The sequence below is a fragment of the Pollutimonas bauzanensis genome (genome assembly GCF_900129885.1).
Lineage (GTDB): Bacteria > Pseudomonadota > Gammaproteobacteria > Burkholderiales > Burkholderiaceae_B > Pollutimonas > Pollutimonas bauzanensis.
In genome coordinates, this window is sequence record NZ_FQXE01000003.1 from 172,766 (window position 1) to 186,387 (window position 13,622).

The 13,622-nt window shown below is 62.7% G+C and carries 14 protein-coding genes; 10 read left to right on the top strand and 4 right to left on the bottom strand.

The features are described 5' to 3' along the window. Positions 1 to 41: 41 nt before the first annotated feature. Entirely contained in the window at positions 42 to 557 is a 516-nt protein-coding gene (locus BUB23_RS06765) for a DinB family protein (RefSeq protein WP_073102347.1), read from the bottom strand. 147 nt (positions 558 to 704) lie between these two features. Here BUB23_RS06765 and BUB23_RS06770 point away from each other — a divergent pair, with 147 nt between their 5' ends. Together BUB23_RS06770 and BUB23_RS06775 are read left to right on the top strand one after the other, a co-directional pair. Then, a complete protein-coding gene (locus BUB23_RS06770; RefSeq protein ID WP_073102348.1) occupies positions 705 to 917 on the top strand; it encodes a SlyX family protein in 213 nt (70 codons plus the stop codon). 155 nt (positions 918 to 1,072) lie between these two features. After that, on the top strand, positions 1,073 to 2,476 hold the full coding sequence (locus BUB23_RS06775) for an MFS transporter (RefSeq protein WP_073102349.1): 1,404 nt from the start codon (positions 1,073 to 1,075) through the stop codon (positions 2,474 to 2,476). 12 nt (positions 2,477 to 2,488) lie between these two features. Here the strand turns inward: BUB23_RS06775 and BUB23_RS06780 are convergent, their stop codons facing one another. After that, on the bottom strand, positions 2,489 to 3,331 hold the full coding sequence (locus tag BUB23_RS06780) for an aldo/keto reductase (RefSeq protein ID WP_073102350.1): 843 nt from the start codon (positions 3,329 to 3,331) through the stop codon (positions 2,489 to 2,491). A 262-nt stretch (positions 3,332 to 3,593) separates the two neighbouring features. Between BUB23_RS06780 and panB the strand changes: the two genes are divergently transcribed. The 5 genes from panB (at position 3,594) to BUB23_RS27675 (ending at position 8,117) form a co-directional block, all read left to right on the top strand. Next, positions 3,594 to 4,424: a 3-methyl-2-oxobutanoate hydroxymethyltransferase gene (gene panB, locus BUB23_RS06785; protein ID WP_073102351.1), complete on the top strand. Its 831-nt coding sequence runs from the start codon at positions 3,594 to 3,596 to the stop codon at positions 4,422 to 4,424. 114 nt (positions 4,425 to 4,538) lie between these two features. Further along, positions 4,539 to 5,525, top strand: coding sequence for a LysR family transcriptional regulator (locus tag BUB23_RS06790; RefSeq protein WP_073102352.1), 987 nt, complete (start codon positions 4,539 to 4,541; stop codon positions 5,523 to 5,525). Between the two features lie 9 nt (positions 5,526 to 5,534). Beyond that, on the top strand, positions 5,535 to 6,968 hold the full coding sequence (locus BUB23_RS06795) for an NAD(P)-binding domain-containing protein (protein ID WP_084135892.1): 1,434 nt from the start codon (positions 5,535 to 5,537) through the stop codon (positions 6,966 to 6,968). Positions 6,969 to 7,008: 40 nt separating this feature from the next. Then, on the top strand, positions 7,009 to 7,533 hold the full coding sequence (locus BUB23_RS27670; RefSeq protein WP_073102354.1) for a CMD domain protein: 525 nt from the start codon (positions 7,009 to 7,011) through the stop codon (positions 7,531 to 7,533). After that, complete coding sequence (locus BUB23_RS27675; protein WP_073102355.1) at positions 7,530 to 8,117, top strand: peroxidase-related enzyme; 588 nt, start codon at positions 7,530 to 7,532, stop codon at positions 8,115 to 8,117. The genes BUB23_RS27670 and BUB23_RS27675 overlap by 4 nt, the downstream gene beginning before the upstream one ends. 46 nt (positions 8,118 to 8,163) lie before the next feature. Here the strand turns inward: BUB23_RS27675 and BUB23_RS06810 are convergent, their stop codons facing one another. Then, positions 8,164 to 9,018 (bottom strand): NAD(P)-dependent oxidoreductase, encoded by an 855-nt coding sequence (locus BUB23_RS06810; RefSeq protein ID WP_084135841.1) that lies wholly within the window; start codon positions 9,016 to 9,018, stop codon positions 8,164 to 8,166. A 190-nt stretch (positions 9,019 to 9,208) separates the two neighbouring features. Beyond that, positions 9,209 to 10,189 (bottom strand): Bug family tripartite tricarboxylate transporter substrate binding protein, encoded by a 981-nt coding sequence (locus BUB23_RS06815; RefSeq protein WP_073102357.1) that lies wholly within the window; start codon positions 10,187 to 10,189, stop codon positions 9,209 to 9,211. Between the two features lie 301 nt (positions 10,190 to 10,490). On the opposite strand from BUB23_RS06815, the gene BUB23_RS06820 reads away from it, so the two are divergent. The 3 genes from BUB23_RS06820 (at position 10,491) to BUB23_RS06830 (ending at position 13,621) form a co-directional block, all read left to right on the top strand. Beyond that, positions 10,491 to 12,038 carry a DNA recombination protein RmuC gene (locus tag BUB23_RS06820; RefSeq protein ID WP_245801187.1) on the top strand — a complete coding sequence of 516 codons (1,548 nt, stop codon included), beginning with the start codon at positions 10,491 to 10,493 and terminating at the stop codon, positions 12,036 to 12,038. 274 nt (positions 12,039 to 12,312) lie between these two features. Continuing rightward, entirely contained in the window at positions 12,313 to 13,092 is a 780-nt protein-coding gene (locus BUB23_RS06825) for a transporter substrate-binding domain-containing protein (protein WP_073102358.1), read from the top strand. Positions 13,093 to 13,210: 118 nt separating this feature from the next. After that, a complete protein-coding gene (locus BUB23_RS06830) occupies positions 13,211 to 13,621 on the top strand; it encodes a PaaI family thioesterase (RefSeq protein WP_073102359.1) in 411 nt (136 codons plus the stop codon). Position 13,622 lies beyond the last annotated feature (1 nt).

Below are 13,622 nucleotides of genomic sequence, written 5' to 3' on the forward strand. Positions count from 1 at the left end.
TTGAGCCGAACCACGGCTTTAAGCCGAACCCCGCTTTCCCGCTACTTCTCCCCGCTGCGCAGAAAATAAATCAGGTCCAGCTCCGGGCATGGATAACCGTGGCGGGTCAGCGCTGCGCTGATCTGGCCCCGATGATGAGTGGCATGATTGAACACATGAGTAAGCGTGCCTATCCATGGCGTCGCCGCCCGTTCGCCGGCCGTCGTCATGTACCGCAGGCTGCCAGCCATCACATCGTCCCGCGCCTCATCGATCAGCCTGTGCCATAGCTCGTGCCTGCCCGCCAGTTCCTTCAGCAGCGCATGTCGATCCGCCTGCACCTCCTGCGCCAGGCTCGCAAAGGCCTCCGGCGTCCCCGCAAACCTGCCATGCCAGGACCTGTCGGCCAATAACAAATGATTGAGCGTGCCGTGGATCGACCCGAAATAAAGCCCCGCCGGCGCGAAGTAGTGCTCATCCGCGACGGCCGCCACGTGTTCGGCGAGCAAGCCATTGGCCCAGCCGTGATACGCCGCCAGCATATGCAATTGCGCCACAATTGCCGTGTCATTCTTCATGTTGACCCTCCGGGCGGCGCCCTGTCTGGCTGCCGCCCGGACCATCTTAAACGACAAGGCCGATGCCGCGGTTGCCGCCCGCCCGGGAAAGCGGCAATACCCCGCGCCGCCGGCTAAAATGCCCGTTTCCAAGCAGTAGAGGGCCACGTGAACATTGAAGAACGCCTCATAGAGATCGAAATCAAGGTCACCAGCCAGGACGACCTGACCCAGCAGCTCAGCCACCTGGTCTACCAGCAGCAAAAGCAGATCGACGAGCTGCGGGCGCTTTGCACCGCCCTGGTGAAAAAGCTGGGGGATACCGGCAGCGACGATGGCGGCGCCGACTCCTATACCCAGGAAAAACCGCCGCACTACTGACGCATTGCGGCCGCGCCGCCGCGCTGCGGCGGATCGAGTCGCTTACACTAGTGGCCCACAGCCATATGTCCGGTGTGGACTGCGGTCCGGCCTCGCCATTTCGTTGCGGAACATGCCTGAGTAGAGGCCGGGCATTTCGAGAGTCGCTTCGCTTTATGCATACAAAACAGGCAGGATCCTGGTCTGAGCTTTTATGGGGCCGTAACGGTCTGCGGTCGCTGGCGCTGGCGGGCGGCGTGGCCTTGCACGCGGTCAATGTCTACATTGTCACGACGATACTGCCATCCGTTGTAAAGGATATCGGCGGGCTGGAGTACTACGCGTGGAATACCACCTTGTTCGTGGCGGCGTCGATCCTGGGATCGGCCTTGTCCCCCAAGGCCATGGACGCTTTCGGGCCGCGGCATGCCTTTCTGTTGGCCATTTTAATTTTCGCGCTGGGCACCGCGGCTTGCGCGCTGGCCCCGTCCATGCCCTGGATGCTGCTTGGGCGCAGCGCCCAAGGCCTGGGAGGCGGCCTGCTGCTGGGCCTGAGCTATTCCTCGGTGCGCCTGGTGTTTGAAGAGCGCTTGTGGCCGCGGGCCATGGTGCTGGTATCGAGCATGTGGGGCGTCGCCACGCTGGCGGGGCCGGCGATAGGCGGAATTTTTGCGCAGGCCGGCCATTGGCGCCTGGCGTTCTGGGTCGTGCTGCCGATTGCCGCCTGCCTGGGATGGCTGGTCTACACCCAGGTGGCGCGGAAAGCGCCGGCCGGCAATTCCCGGGTCAAGGCGCCATTGGGCAGGATTTCAGTCCTGGTCTTGTCGGTGCTGGTGGTGTCCGTCGCCAGCCTGTCGCCGCTCTGGGCATGGAATTTCGCCGGCATCGCCGGCGGCGTCCTGATGACCATCATGGTCGCCAGGGCCGACAGCCGCGCCCGGACCAGACTGTTCCCCACCGGCTCATATTCCGCGCATACGGCGCTCGGCAGCCTGTACGCTTGCATCTGCCTGCTCAGCATAGGCGTCACCACCGAGATCTACATACCCTATTTCCTGCAGCTGATCCATGGCAAGACGCCGCTGATCGCCGGCTACTGGACTGCGCTGATGTCGGCCGGCTGGACCTTCGGTTCCTTTATCAGTTCGAGCCGCTCGCCCGCCACCTCCAACCGGCTTATCCAGGCCGGGCCTATGGTGTCGGCGGCATCGCTGCTGACGCTGGGCGCGATGATGCCGCTGGGCCAGGGCGGCGCCGATTCCAATTGGCTGATACTGCCATTGCTGTGCGTAGGCCTGGGCGTGGGTTTATGCTGGCCCAACCTGCTTACGCGCGTGTTCAAGGCCGCCCCCGCGGGACAGGAAAATATCGCCTCGGCGGCCATCACCACATTGCAGTTGTATGCCATGGCCATGGGCGCGAGCCTGGCCGGCATGGTGGCCAATGCCGCGGGCTTCATACAACCCGGCGGCATCCAGGGCGCGCGCCAGGCGGCGCTCGCCTTGTTCATCGTTTTCGCCTGCGCGCCCGGCCTGGCGGTCTTCCTTAGCGGCGGCGCGCGCCGGGCGCCCAGCGCCTAGGAGGGCGGCTGCTTACGCCGCGGGCAGGCGGAACAGTTCCGGGTCCGGGCCGTCGCGCCCGTCGGGCGTGTCCAGCGCGGCGATGTCCGCCATGTCTTGCGCCTCGAGCGTGAAATCGAAAACATGGAAATTTTCCTTCAGCCGGCTGGGAGTGACCGATTTGGGGATCACCATATTGCCCAGTTGCGTATGCCAGCGGATGATCACCTGCGCCACCGAGCGCTGATGCTTGCGGGCAATGGCGTTCAAGGACGGTTCGTCCCACAGGCGGCCCCGGCCCAGGGGGCTCCAGGCTTCGGTAATGATGTCGTGCTCGGCATGGAATTCGCGCAGTTCGGCCTGTTGAAAGCGCGGGTGCAGCTCGATCTGGTTGACCACCGGCAGCACGCCGGTTTCATCCAGCAGCTTTTGCAGGTGATTGATATTGAAGTTGCACACGCCTATGGACTTGGCGCTCCCTTCGTCGCGCAGCTGGATCATGCTCTCCCATGCCTGGACAAACAGATCGACCTTGGGCACCGGCCAATGGATCAGGTACAAGTCCACGTAATTCAGGCCCAGCTTTTCCAGGCTCTCGGCAAAGGCCGCCTTGGTGCTGTCGTGGCCATGGCGATCATTCCAGAGCTTGGTGGCAATGAACAGTTCCTCGCGCTTCACGCCAGACTCGGCAATGCCGCGGCCGACCCCCGTTTCATTGCCATAGATGGCTGCCGTGTCGATGGACCGGTAGCCAATGTCGATCGCCGTTTTCACGACGGAGGAGGCAATATCGTTCTCGACCTGCCATACGCCCATGCCCAGCTGGGGGGCGCTGCGGCCGTCGTGGAACGATACGGTGTTCTGAGTGGTAGGCATGTTTACTCTCCATAATGCAAGTAAAGGCGGGCGTTGCCTGATCAGCGTGCAGCGCCGCTATTTTTCCCATGGGATGGTCCCGCCGCCCGGGATGACGCTGGGTGGCATAGTACGAAAGTAGCCCGGGCTGGTGGTTTTGTAATTGACCGAGGACAGCGATTTGTTCTTTTGCTTAATCTGGCTGATTATACGGTTGTTGAGTTGCGGGAAAGCTTCATTTGGTTTCTTCCCGTTTGATGTTTTGGTATTTCAGGAGACAAAGATGAGTGTGCATAGCCAGGCCAAGCGTATCAGCGTGCCCCAGCTGATGGCCTACAAGGGCCAGCAGAAGATAGCGGCGCTTACCGCCTACATCGCGCCATTCGCGCGCTTGCTGGACGACGCCCTGGACATGATACTGATAGGCGATTCGACGGCCATGGTCGGCTACGCCCTGCCCAATACGCTGTCGATCACCGTCGACCAATTGGCCGCTCATGCCGGCGCCGTGGTGCGATCCACCAGCCATGCCTGTGTGATCGTCGACATGCCTTTCGGCAGCTATCAGCAATCGCCGCAGCAGGCGTTTGCCAACGCGGCGAAAATGCTGGCCGCCAGCGGCGCGGACGGCGTCAAGATGGAAGGCGGCGCGGCGCTGGCCGATACGACTCGTTTCCTGGTCGAGCGCGGCATTCCCGTATTGGCCCATGTGGGCCTCATGCCCCAATACGTAAACACCATGGGGGGCTTCAAGGCCCAGGGCATGACCGACGAATCCGCCGAACGCATATTGCTGGACGCCGTGGCGCATGAACAGGCTGGCGCTTTCGGCGTGGTGCTGGAAGGGGTGGCCGAAGCCCTGGGGCGGCGCATTACGGAAAGGCTGGCCATTCCCACCATAGGAATCGGCGCATCGCCGGCATGCGACGGCCAGATACTCGTCACCGAGGATATCCTGGGCTTGAGCGGCCCGCGCATTCCCAAGTTCGCCAGGCAGTATTCCGATGTAGGCGCCGTGATACGTTCCGCCGTCGAGCAATACGCCAGCGATGTCCGTCAGGGCGTCTTCCCGGGCCTGGAAAACTGCTTCGGAGTAAAAAAGCCCGCGGAATAACCACTTTATTGGCATGGTTATTATGCGGCCAAAGCATAATTGCCATTGCTAAATGTATAATGCGCATACAGTGTATTGTTCCCATAACTTTTTTACAGGCATAGCGCGCCTATCATGGAAATCCGCCAACTCGAGGCATTTGCCGCTGTGTTTTCCGCCGGCAGCGTAACGGCCGCGGCGCGGCTGCTCGACCGATCGCAGCCCGTGGTGAGCCGCCAGATCCAGGATCTGGAACACGAGCTGGGCTTTACCTTGTTCACGCGCACCCGCCCGCAGGTGACGCTCACCGACCAGGGCCGGCAATTCTACGAAGAAGTGCACAATGTGCTGGCCGGGCTCCAGCAACTGGATACCCGTACCCGCGAGATCGCCCGCGGCCAGCCTCGTCCTCTCCGGGTCGCCGCGACTTTCTCGCTGGGCGCGACCCTGGTGCCCGCGGTGGTGGGCAGGCTGGAGCGGACCGCGCCCGTCTTCGAAGACAAGATGAATATCGACACCATGCTGCCTTCGGACGTGGTGCAGGCGGTGGCGGATGGGCAGGCCGATATCGGCATCACCAGCCTGCCCATGGACCTGGGCCGCTGCCAATTGCACTGGTCGGGGCAGGCGCCTTGCATGATGGCGCTGCCTGTGGGCCATCCGCTGGCGAGCCGCGATGTCGTGCGGCTGTCCGATCTCGGCGACGCCACGGTAATCACCATGTCGAACCGGTCGGGCCTGCGGCATCGCCTGTCGACGGCGCTGCTGCAGGACTCCCCGGCCGACAAGCCGCGCCGCCACATAGAAACTACGTCATATGTGAACGCCCTGATGCTGGTGCGGGCCGGAGTCGGGGTGGCGCTCGCAGACCCTTTCACGATCGCCACTGTCGCGCCGGACAATGTGGTATTCAAGCCTATCGATATCCACGTGCCCTATATGATGGGGGTGCTGACGCACCGCGACCGCACGCTGTCCGGCGAAGGCCAGCGCTTCGTCCAGGCGATGTGGGACTACGCTGTCGAGCGCATTCCGCGCTTTGTGCGCGGCGACCCCAGCGGCCTGCCCACTTTCCATGATCCCTCCGAGCCCGCGGCGCCGGCGGACGGCCAGGCGGTCTAGGCCTCGATGATGAGCACATCGCCTTCGAGCCCATCGGGCCTGGCCGCATTGGAGCAACGCCTGGCCCAGGATCTTGCCTGGCTGGACCTGCCCGCCCGGAGGTGGGTGCCGCCGGGCACTGTCAATGGCGAGGAATTGCTGGATGTCGCCATTATCGGCGGCGGCATGGCGGGCCTGGCCGCCGCCGCCGCGCTGGCCAACCTGGGCGTGCGCGCGCGTATCTACGACCGCGCCGCCGAAGGGTTCGAGGGGCCGTGGGCCACCACGGCGCGCATGGACACCCTGCGCTCGCCCAAGCAGCTCACCGGGCCGGCGCTGGGCTTCCCGGCGCTGACATTCCGCGCCTGGTTCGAAGCGCAGTTCGGCATGACGGCCTGGAATGAACTGGACAAGATTCCGCGCCTGCAATGGATGGAGTACCTGCGTTGGTACCGCGCCGTCCTGAAAATCGATGTCCGCAACGAACATTGCGTCAAAGACATCATTCCCCATCCCGATCACGTGGAGCTGAAAATGCAGGCTTCCTCTGGCGCGCTCCCGGTGTACGCGCGCCGGGTGGTCCTGGCCACCGGCCGGGCCGGCCTGGGCGGCGCCAGCGTGCCCGGCTTCATCCAGGGCATCCCGCGCGAGCGCTGGGCGCACTCATCCGACGCCATGGACTATTCCACGCTGCGCGGCTTGCGGGTCGGCGTGGTCGGCGCCGGCGCCTCGGCCATGGACAGCGCCGGCACCGCTCTGGAAAACGGCGCGGCCAGCGTCGACCTGCTGATACGCCGCGGGGATATTCCCCGCGTCAACAAAGGCAAGGGGGCCGGCAATCCGGGCTTTGTCCAGGGCTATGTCGACCTGCCCGATGAATGGAAGTGGCGCATACGCCATTACATCAATATGCAGCAGGTGCCTCCGCCGCGCGCCAGCCTGCTGCGGGTGTCGCAGCACGCCAACGCCCGTTTCCACCTGGGCGCGCCGGTCCTTCGGGTGCAGGAAGAGGGCCGGCAATTGCGGGTCGAGACCCCCCATGGCATCTTCCAGCTGGATTTCCTGGTCCTGGCCACCGGCTTCGCGATCGACAGCCATAGCCGTCCGGAATACGCCACGATTGCGCCGCGGCTGCGCGTCTGGGGCGACCGCTATCGGCCGGCGGAAGGCGGGGACGACCCCGAATTGCGGGGCTCGCCCGACCTGGGCCCCAGCTTCGAGTTCCAAGAAAAAATACCCGGCGCGCTGCCCGGCCTGTCGCGCGTGCATTGTTTTTGCTATCCTGCGACGCTCAGCCACGGCACGGTGTCCGGCGATATTCCGGCCATCAGCGACGGCGCCGCGCGCCTGTCCAGAGGCATAGCCAGCCTGCTGTATGGCGAGAACATCCGCGAACATTATGCCGAGCTGCTGGCCTTCGACGAGCCCGAAGTGTTCGGCGATGAATGGACGCCCGCCGGGTAGGCCGCGACCGCTTTTTATTTTTGCAGCATGAGGGAATGTTATGGACAGCGTGAATGCCCCGCCCGGTGCCGATCTGATTGATAGCGTGGTTGGCCTGACGCCCGGCACGGCCTTGTACGCCACCCGCCATGGGCGGGAAAAAGTGGCGAAGGCCACGCAGCGCAGCTACGAGCTTTTTTTCGATGCGGCCGCGGGCCAGCCGGCCATCGAGGAACGGCTGCTGGTGGCGTATTACGCTTGCGTGCTTTCCCAGGCGCCGGGACTCGCCAGGCACTACCGCGATGCCCTGGCGCAAAACAATGCCGATGCCGGGCTGGTGGGCTGCGTGGAACGAAATCAGCCTGAACGGATGCCGTCGGCCCGCCTGAAGGCGCTGCTGGCGTTTACGCGCAAGCTGATCGAGAAACCGGTGGAAGGCGACCAGGCCGCCGTCCATGCCTTGCAGGCCGCGGGCGTGTCCACGCCGGACATCGTCGCGCTGGCGCAATTGATCGCCTTCCTGTCGTATCAGATCCGCCTTGCGGCCGGCCTGCAAGCCATGAAAGCACTGGAGTCGCAGCCATGAGCGCCGTCATCAAAAGCCACGGTTTCACGAATGAAACGCTGGACTGGAAGGCATGGCTGGACGTGGTCGATGCCGGCACGGCAACGCCGGAGCAGATAGCCGTGCTGGAACTGAGCCATCCCAAGGCCAAGGAATCCGATTACTACCTGCTGCTGGCGCATCAGCCGGCCATACTCAAGCAGCGCTCCGAAGCCTATAACGCCATCATGTACGCGCCGGGCGGATTGGCTCGCGCCGATCGCGAACTCGGCGCGCTGACGGTTTCGCGCATCAATGGCTGCGTGTATTGCGCATCGGTGCATGCGCAGCGCTATGAGCAGCTGGCCAAGCAGAACGCCACCGTGGCGCAGGTATTCGACGACCCGCGCACGGCGGGCGCCACCGAGCGCGAGCAAGCCATTGCGCAATTTTCAATCCGCCTGACCGAAGCGCCGGACCGCATCGGGCCGGGCGACATCCAGGCATTGAAAAACGTCGGCATGAATGACGCCGAAATACTTGACTTGCTGCATGCCGCGTCGATTTTTGCCTGGGCCAATCGCCTGATGCTGAACCTGGGCGAGCCGGTATTTTCCGCGGCATAGGAAGCCGGCCGGCCGCCATTGCGGCCGCCGGCGCGGCCCCGCGCCGCTACTGCTCCAGCTGGCTTAGCATCTGAACCCCGGCATGCGCGCCGAAACGCTCGCATGCCGTGTTCAGGTACTGGACCGCGAACTTCAGGAACGGCGATGGGTGCTGCTGGAATTCGGCCTCGGCCTGGGCCAGGCGCAAGTCCTTGCGCAGCAAGCCCAAGGTAAACGTGACGTCGCCGCTGCCGTGCATCATGCGCTGCGCATAAGAATCAAACAGCATCCCCGAGGCGGTGCCCTTGCTCAAGGCGGTATTCAACAGCCTGATGTCGAAATGGCTGGAACGCGCCAGCGCAAGGCCTTCCGCCAGGCCCAGGAATACGCCTGCAATCATCGTCTGGTTGACCAGTTTCATGCGGTAGCCCGAGCCCGCCGCGCCGCAATGGACGGCGCGCTGGCCCAGTTGGGCCAGCAGGGCGGCGCTGCGTTGCAGAACAGCCGCATCGCCGCCGACAAAGTGGGTCAGCGTGCCGTTGGCGGCCCCCGCGACGCCTCCGGTCACCGGCGCGTCAAGAAACTGCGCGCCGCGCGTGGCCGTCAGTTTCACAAGGGCCGCGGCCATTCGCGGCGCGGCGGTGGTCATATCGATAAAAATGCTGTCGGGCTGCATGCCTGGCAGCAGCTTCTCGTAGACGCTTTCCACATCGCGCGTGTCGCCCAGAATGGTGCATACGGTCTGGCAGCGCTGCGCCAGCTCCAGCAGGTCGGTGGCTACCCTGGCTCCCTGCTTGCGCAGGGTGAGTGTCTGTTCGGGATTGCGCGCCCAGACATGCAGCGGATAGCCGGCCTGCAAAAGGCGCTGGGCCATGGGCAGCCCCATTTTTCCCAGCCCTACCCATCCAATAGTCTCAGTCATGGCAGCTCTCTAGAAAGTATGCTGTCGGGTTATTTTTATTGTGCAGAACTCCGGCCCAAGAGCCGGAGCTTCCGCGCCACGATTCGGGGCAGCCTTCGGCTCCAGATGAAACTGCCTCGCTTGACCTCGCCGTAAACGACGAGGCTTGCGCTTTGGCCCGTGGTGAGGCTATTGTAGGTCGCCGGATTCTTTACTGCACCTGGATATTGGCGTCGGTGACAACCTTGTTCCATTTCTTCAGTTCGGACGCCAGCAGGTCGTCCAGATCCTGCGGCGTGCCGCCCAGGGTGCTCGCGCCCATGCCCGCCAGTTTCTGCTTGACTTCGGGATCTTGCAGGATGTCGTTGAGCGCCTTGTTGCCGCGCTCGATGACATCGGCAGGCGTGCCCTTGGGCGCCAGAAGCGCAAACCAGGTCGACGACAACAATTGCGGATAACCTTGTTCGGCCATGGTCGGCACATCGGGCAGGGCGCTCGACCGTTCGCGGGCCATCACGCCCAGAGCCCTGACCTTGTCGGCCTTGACCTGCCCCACAATACCCGGGATCAACTGGAACATGGACTGGATTTCACCCGAAATCAGGTTCGTGGTGGCCTGGCTGGGGGCGCTATAAGGCACATGCACCATGTTCGTGGAGGTTTCGCCCATATAGAGCTCGCCCGCAAGGTGCATGGAACTGCCGTTGCCGGTGGAGCCGAAATTGACCACGCCGGGGTGCTTTTTGACGTAGTCGGTGAACTCCGCCATATTATGGACAGGCAAGTCGTTGTTCACGACCAGGATATTGGGCACCTCGGCAATCAGCCCGATCGCATCGAAGCTTTTTTGCGGGTCGAACGGCAGCTTCTTGTACAGGCTGGGACTTACCGCCAGCGTTCCCGCCCATGAGAACAACAATTTGGAGCCGTCATTGGGCGCTTCCGCCGCAATGCCGGCGCCGATGTTGCCATTGGCGCCGGCGTGATTTTCCACAATGAAATTGCCCTTCAGTTTCTGGCTGAGCTGTTCCGCGATCAGGCGCGCGATGGTATCGCCCGTGCCGCCGCCGCCCGGGCCCGGAACGATGACTTGTATCGCCTTGTTGGCGGGCGGCCAGGATTCGGCTGCGGGAGCCGTGAAAGAAGCAACCAACGCAACTGCGCCGGCCAATCCTGTAAGAAGTTTACGCATGATGCTTCAGTCCAAAGAGTTGCTTGTGCCTGCTTGTCGGATTTTGATAAATCTTAAAGCAATTCAGATTACTTTAATGTAGTAGTTGTTAATTTATCATGCTCGCCGGCTATATAAATCCAGCGGTCCATATGTATAGGAAATTTGTATATGCCTTCCGGCGATGTGGGCCGAATGGGCGGCGCCAAGGCCCGCTTTCCATCCGCGGACTGCTATCCTTGTCGCTGCCTGCGCCGGTGGAAGTTGCCGGCGGCCCCGCGGTTCGCGGCAGAAGGCGCCAGATTATTAAAAGGATGAGATCGTGAATGACATTACCCCCGAAATGACGGGCGCTTTGCTCGCCATAGTCGGAGCCCTGCTGGGGGCGGCTATTGCCTTTATATTGTCGCGGCGCGGCTTGAGCATAGTGCGCGAGGAGCTGGCCTCGGTCCAGAATCTTGCCAGGCAGCGGGGCGAGCAGCTCGCCGATTTGCGGGCGCAGCTGGAACAGGCCAAAAACCAGCTCAGCATCGTGGGCGCTGAAAAAGGCCATATCGACCGCCAGCTGGCCCGCAGCGAGTCGACCGCGCAGAGCCTGCGCGAACGCCTGGACGAGGCCAAGGCGGAACTCGCCATCAAGGATGCCGATGCCCAGCGGCTGGGCCTGCGCGCGGCGCAGCTGGATAATGAGCTGACCGAGCTGCAAGCCATATATGGCGAGAAAATCGCCGGCTTCCAGGAAATGAAGGCCTCGTTCGAGGAATCCAAAGTCCAGCTCAAGGCCGAATTCCAGAACCTGGCCAACCAGATACTGGAGGAAAAGGGCAGAACCTTTGCGCAAAACAGCCAGAGCTCCCTGGACGCCCTGCTCAAGCCTTTCCGTGAACAGATAGACGGCTTCCAGAAGCGCGTCAACCAGGTGCATGACGAAACCCTGCGCGGCAATGTATCGCTGGGCTCGGAAATCAAGCGCATGCTGGAGGTGGGCCTGAAAATGAGCGCCGAAGCCAATACCCTGGCCACCGCCCTGAAAGGCGACAAGAAAACCACCGGCAACTGGGGCGAGGTACAGCTGGAGCGCACCCTGCAGCTGGCCGGGCTGGCCGCGGGGGACCACTACGAATCGCAGGCGCGCTTCAAGGACGAGCAGGGCAACAATCGCCACCCCGATTTCGTCATCAAGCTGCCCGACCTCAAGCACATGGTGATAGACAGCAAGGTATCGCTGGTCGATTACGACCGCGCCATCGCCGCGGCAAGCGAAGCCGAGATGCATGCGGCCCTGGACGCCCACGTCCGGGCCGTGCGCAATCACATCGATGACCTGAGCAAGAAGGACTACAGCAACCTGGTCGGCATGCGCAGCCCCAGCTTTGTGCTGATGTTCATGCCGATAGAGCCAGCCTACATCGAGGCGATGAAACACAACAAGGACCTGTTCGACTACGGCTACCAGCGCAACGTGATCATGGTCTCGCACACCACGCTGATGCCCATACTCAAGACCGTGGCCAATCTGTGGATGGTCGCCCGCAGCAACCAGCAAGCGCACGAATTGAGCGCCCGCGCCGGCGAAATCTATAACCAGGTCGTGGTCGTGGCCGAACGCCTCAAGAAGCTCGGCGCCAACCTGGACACCGTCAGCAGGCAGTACAACGAAACCGTCAAGGCCGTCGCGGGGCAGCAGGGGCTGTACGGCAAGGCCTCCCGCTTCAACGAGCTTTCATCCAAGGCGAACAAGACCATGCCCGCGCTGGAACCCCTGCACGCCGATTTCGAAAGCGAGAGGCTGGAATTGATCGTCGGGACGGATCCGGAAGCGGAGGGGGCAAGGGCAGAGCCCGGCACAGGATCCGGCCAACTGGATTGAGCCGCGCCGGGCGGTGTGCTGGAGCGCCGCGGATATTGATTGCTTCGCCATGCACCATGATCTGTCGATTTTGGCGATCGATGAACTTGTCCGCTGGCGCTGCGGGACCGCGCTTGGTCAAGTCGGGCAAGCGATTCCAGACGTTTCCGAAGCCGGACGGCAAAGAGCCGCCGCAGCCTGACCCTAGGTGGAAACATGGATTGCCAAGCCGGCCCGGCCTGCGCACAATCCGGTGAACAGGCACTTTGTCGAACTCTTACTTGAAAGCAAACCAATGAAACACCTTCTCGCTTCAGCGTTGTTGTGCCTGCCGGCCCTGGCCGGCGCCCAAACCCCCGGGGCTGCCCAAAGCGCGCTGGACACCGTGATGGCGGGCAAGACTTTGCGCGTCTGCACGCCGGGCGATTACCGGCCTTTCAGCTTCCATAACCCGGACGGCAGTTTCGAGGGCCTGGATGTGGACCTGATGGGCTCCCTGGCCAAGTCGCTGGGCGCCAAGGTCGAATTCGTCAAGACCAGCTGGTCCAATCTCATGGCCGACTTTACCTCGGGCAAGTGCGATATCGGCGCCGGCGGTATTTCCGTGTCGCTGGAGCGGCAAAAAAAGGCCTTCTTCAGCGAGCCATACATGGTCAATGGCAAGACGCCCATTACCTTGTGCAGCAACGTGAAGAAGTTCCAGACCATCGCCGACATCAATAAGCCGGAAGTGCGCGTGATCCACAACCCGGGCGGCAGCAACGAGACTTTCGCGAAAACGCATCTGAACCAGGCCAAGCTTGCCGTGCACGACAACAATATCGGTATCTTCAATGAAGTCGCCGAAGGCCGCGCCGATGTGTTCGTGACGGAAGCCGCGGAAGCCAAGGTCCAGAGCAAGCGCGATCCTCGGCTGTGCGCCGTCAACCCCGACAAGCCTCTGCAGTATGCCGAGATGGGCTATCTGGTGCCCGACGGCGACATGCGGTTCAAGCTGTTTGTGGACCAGTGGCTGCACCTGAGCAAAGCCAGCGGCGAATACGCCAGGCTGGCCGAAAAGTGGGTGCCGCAGTAAGCATTGCGGTAATCATGCTGCCGGCGGCCCGGCGCAAGCCGGGCCTTGGGACAGGTAAAACCGGCCAAGGCCAAAGTCGTTTATGCTTTAGTCTTTGGCCTTTCAACCACTTTTTCCCATGACCGACGCCAGCACCCTATCGATTCCCATTGACAACCCTTTTCTCGAGCAGCTGGGCGTCGTCTTGACGGACTGGTCGCCGGGCTATGCCGAGATGCGGCTGGATATTTCGCCGGAACTGGGAAATCGCACGGGCCGCATTCATGGCGGGGTGATCTGCACGCTGCTGGATTCGGTCTGTGGTTATTGCGGGCTGTATGCGGCCCCCGGCGAGCCGGCCCTGCGCAGCCTGACGCTGTCGCTGACCAGCAACTTCATCAGCAGCGGCGATGGCGCCGCCCTGGTGGCCAAGGGCTATATGGTGCGCAGGGGCCGCAGCGTGTACTTTTCGCGGGCCGAGGTGTGGCTGGATGACGCCGAACTGTTGGCGACGGCGGTGGGCACTTTCAAGTACCTGCGCTCTTCATAGG

Coding starts and splice junctions, on each gene's coding strand:
- BUB23_RS06765 (WP_073102347.1), bottom strand. CDS start 557: ATGAAGAATGACACGGCAATTGTGGCGCAATTGCATATGCTGGCGGCG.
- BUB23_RS06775 (WP_073102349.1), top strand. CDS start 1,073: ATGCATACAAAACAGGCAGGATCCTGGTCTGAGCTTTTATGGGGCCGT.
- BUB23_RS06780 (WP_073102350.1), bottom strand. CDS start 3,331: ATGCCTACCACTCAGAACACCGTATCGTTCCACGACGGCCGCAGCGCC.
- panB (WP_073102351.1), top strand. CDS start 3,594: ATGAGTGTGCATAGCCAGGCCAAGCGTATCAGCGTGCCCCAGCTGATG.
- BUB23_RS06790 (WP_073102352.1), top strand. CDS start 4,539: ATGGAAATCCGCCAACTCGAGGCATTTGCCGCTGTGTTTTCCGCCGGC.
- BUB23_RS06795 (WP_084135892.1), top strand. CDS start 5,535: ATGAGCACATCGCCTTCGAGCCCATCGGGCCTGGCCGCATTGGAGCAA.
- BUB23_RS27670 (WP_073102354.1), top strand. CDS start 7,009: ATGGACAGCGTGAATGCCCCGCCCGGTGCCGATCTGATTGATAGCGTG.
- BUB23_RS27675 (WP_073102355.1), top strand. CDS start 7,530: ATGAGCGCCGTCATCAAAAGCCACGGTTTCACGAATGAAACGCTGGAC.
- BUB23_RS06810 (WP_084135841.1), bottom strand. CDS start 9,018: ATGACTGAGACTATTGGATGGGTAGGGCTGGGAAAAATGGGGCTGCCC.
- BUB23_RS06815 (WP_073102357.1), bottom strand. CDS start 10,189: ATGCGTAAACTTCTTACAGGATTGGCCGGCGCAGTTGCGTTGGTTGCT.
- BUB23_RS06825 (WP_073102358.1), top strand. CDS start 12,313: ATGAAACACCTTCTCGCTTCAGCGTTGTTGTGCCTGCCGGCCCTGGCC.
- BUB23_RS06830 (WP_073102359.1), top strand. CDS start 13,211: ATGACCGACGCCAGCACCCTATCGATTCCCATTGACAACCCTTTTCTC.